Here is a 2,763-nt window from a genome sequence, read left to right on the forward strand (position 1 = left end):
CCGAACAGGATGAAACCCAAGGCAGCACCCAGAAACAGGTTGGGCAGGCTGCGGTACCGGCCGGGCAGGCCGCCCCCCAGAACGTACCTGTAAACGGACGCGAGGCGGGTACGGCGGCCGGGCGGGAATCCGTACCGCCAGATTCTTCGCCTGTTGCTGCACCGCAAAAACTTTCCGCTGCGAGCCCGAAGCCTTCCGTAACTTCTCCTGCTGCTCCTGAGGCGCAAGCCGCTGCCACGCAACGGCCTGCGGTACCGCAGGAAGCACCACGCCCCGGAACCGCCGAAAAGCAGACCCCCCTATTACAGAAGCAGAAGGGTACAGCCTTTCCCGAGGCAGCCCTGGATGCGCTTGCGCGCGCCGAAACTGAAAAAACGCGGGCCAGGGCAACGGGCGGCAAGCTTTCTGTTGCAGAAGATACCCCGCACTCCCCCCCAACGCTGCAAAATACAGGCGCGCCGACAGTAAGCCGGGTTTACGACCCCGAGGCCACACGCAAAGCCAAGATGACAGAATCGAAGCTGCGCGAAACCTTCCGTCAGGCGCTGCTGCGCCTGAAGCGCCCGCGCGAGCGCCAGGGGGCATTGAAAGCGCTTGAACAGCTTGCCGAAACAACAGAAAATATCTGCACAGCTCACAAGCACATGTTCAGAGACTTCGGCGTCAGGCTGCGGCAAAGCGCCCATCCGGATCTGGCCCTTCTGTTCAGCCGCAAGGTTGTGGAGCTGGCCCCGGAGGATGATCACGCCCACTTTAATCTGGCCCGCATTCTCTGTATGCTGGGGCAATACGACGATGCGGCCGCCCATATTCGCACGGCCATGAGCATGAACAGCGACAAGAGTTTGTATTTTCGCATGCTTGTATATATTCGCAAAGAAAAGCTGCAAAATCGGGGGCGAAGCGCTTCGCCCGGCCGATGAAACAGCAGATGGTCAACACTTGTTTTGGCAGGAGCCTTTTGGCATGAACAAAGTAATATTAAGTCTTCTTCTGGCCGTCTGTGTACTGGGCATGGCCCTCATCATGCTTAACGAAAGGCTGCGTAAACCGGAGCAGCCCTCCATCACGCAGACAACCATAGGCTCGCAGGCTGCTGATGCCGCCGCGGGACTCCCTGAAGTGCAGGACGCAGACCCCGGCGCTCTGCTGCCCGGCCCCGACAGCCGGCCCCTGGCTTCCGGCGGCACAGCAGAACCCTACCTGCCGCCTCTGCCTGTGGAGTCCGCACACAGCCTCACGCCGCCCGACCGTGCGTCCCGCCCGGATGCGGAAATGCCCCGCGCCGCTGACAGCGCCACAGTGCGCGCCCCCCTGCCCGAACCGGTAAAGCACAGCCCCGCGCCCTCCAGCACCGCCGGCAAAACACCAGTCTCCCCACAGGCCGAAGCCGGAACAAAGAGTGCCGCGCCCACACAGACGCCCCCGGCGGCCACACCTGAAAAGACGCAGCCCGCCGAGAAAAAAATACCGGAACGGGCCACGGCGGAAAAGCCTGCCCCTAAAAAACTTGAGATTACACGCTTTGTGGTTTTTGCCCGCGACAAAGGGGCCACTATACGCCTGGTAGGCACTGCGCCCATCGAATACAAAAGCATGACGCTGAACAATCCGGAACGGCTCGTCATCGACATTGAAGGCAAGTGGCAGATCAAAGCTCCCGGGGTTCCCAAAAACCCTCTGGTCACCAACGTGCGCCTGGGCAAATTTGCAGATAAAACAAGAGTGGTCATCGACCTTTCCGGCAAAGCCGCACACACACGCTACATTCTTTCAAAGGACAAAATGTCTCTGGATATCAGGGTAGACCAGTAATCACCCAGTATTCCCGATGCTTCAACATCAAGGCCCCGGACAAAGGTCCGGGGCCTTGACGTTTCCGGGCCGCGCATGCGCCCGCACCGTTTCAGCGGCACGCCGGTCTGTCACAACCCGCAGGCCTCTTCATATGCGCGCAGCGCATCGGGAAAAGGCGCAAGCACGCGTGGCAGCACCCCCTGGGCGAGAGAAATAGCCACCCCATAATTGGTTATGGGCAGCCCCGCGCGGGTTGCAGCGTGCAGGCGTGTCATCATCTGGCCGCGTGTAATAACACAGCCGCCGCAATGCACGACAACCTTGCAATCCTCGCTGTATCCTGAAAAATCCTTGCCTGCGGCAATGGAAACACGCAGGCCGCCGCCTGCCATTTCTTGCAGCAGGCGAGGCAGCTTGACCCTGCCGATATCATCCTTCTGCGCATGATGGGAGCAGGCCTCCTGAATCAATACGCTGTCACCGGGGACGAGTTTTTTCAGCGCGGCTGCCCCTTGGGCCAGGCAGGTCAGGTCCCCTTTGAGCCGGGCCATAAGAATGGAAAAGGTCGTCATGGGAATATATTCCGGCGCATGGCGGTCAACCGCATGCACCACCTGCGAATCACACACGACCAGATCGGGCGCTTTTTTCAGGCAATCCAGCGCGGCGGGCAATTCCGCCTCCGTGACAACAAGGCATATCTTTCGTCCGTCCAGGCTGTCCCGGATGGTCTGAACCTGCGGCAGAATCAGCCTGCCGCGAGGTGCACCGGAATCAATGGGCGTCACGAGTACAAGCACCCCCTTGTCCGGCAACAGGTCTCTTGCCAGGGGCGGCTGCCGCAGGGCCCCCTCCGGGGCTGCTGCCGCCAGGGCTGCGCGCACAGCATCCATTCCCAGGCCGCTGCGCACCGAGGCATAAACGAAAGGCACTTCGTCAGGCAAGCCTTGTGGACGCGCCATGCCC

The 2,763-nt window shown here is 60.9% G+C and carries 3 protein-coding genes; 2 read left to right on the forward strand and 1 reads right to left on the reverse strand.

Annotated elements, in window-relative coordinates:
• Nucleotides 1-923 (forward strand): tetratricopeptide repeat protein (locus QZ377_RS08800; protein WP_291440788.1); only part of this gene is annotated, 923 nt, incomplete at its 5' end.
• A gap of 43 nt (nucleotides 924-966) precedes the next feature.
• Nucleotides 967-1,815: an AMIN domain-containing protein gene (locus QZ377_RS08805; protein WP_291440789.1), complete on the forward strand. Its 849-nt coding sequence runs from the start codon at nucleotides 967-969 to the stop codon at nucleotides 1,813-1,815.
• 110 nt (nucleotides 1,816-1,925) lie between these two features.
• Here QZ377_RS08805 and hydF read toward each other — a convergent pair.
• A partial coding sequence (hydF, locus tag QZ377_RS08810) for a [FeFe] hydrogenase H-cluster maturation GTPase HydF (RefSeq protein WP_291440790.1) occupies nucleotides 1,926-2,763 on the reverse strand: 838 nt, incomplete at its 5' end.

It is taken from the genome of Desulfovibrio sp. (genome assembly GCF_019424165.1).
In the GTDB taxonomy this organism is placed as follows: domain Bacteria; phylum Desulfobacterota; class Desulfovibrionia; order Desulfovibrionales; family Desulfovibrionaceae; genus Desulfovibrio.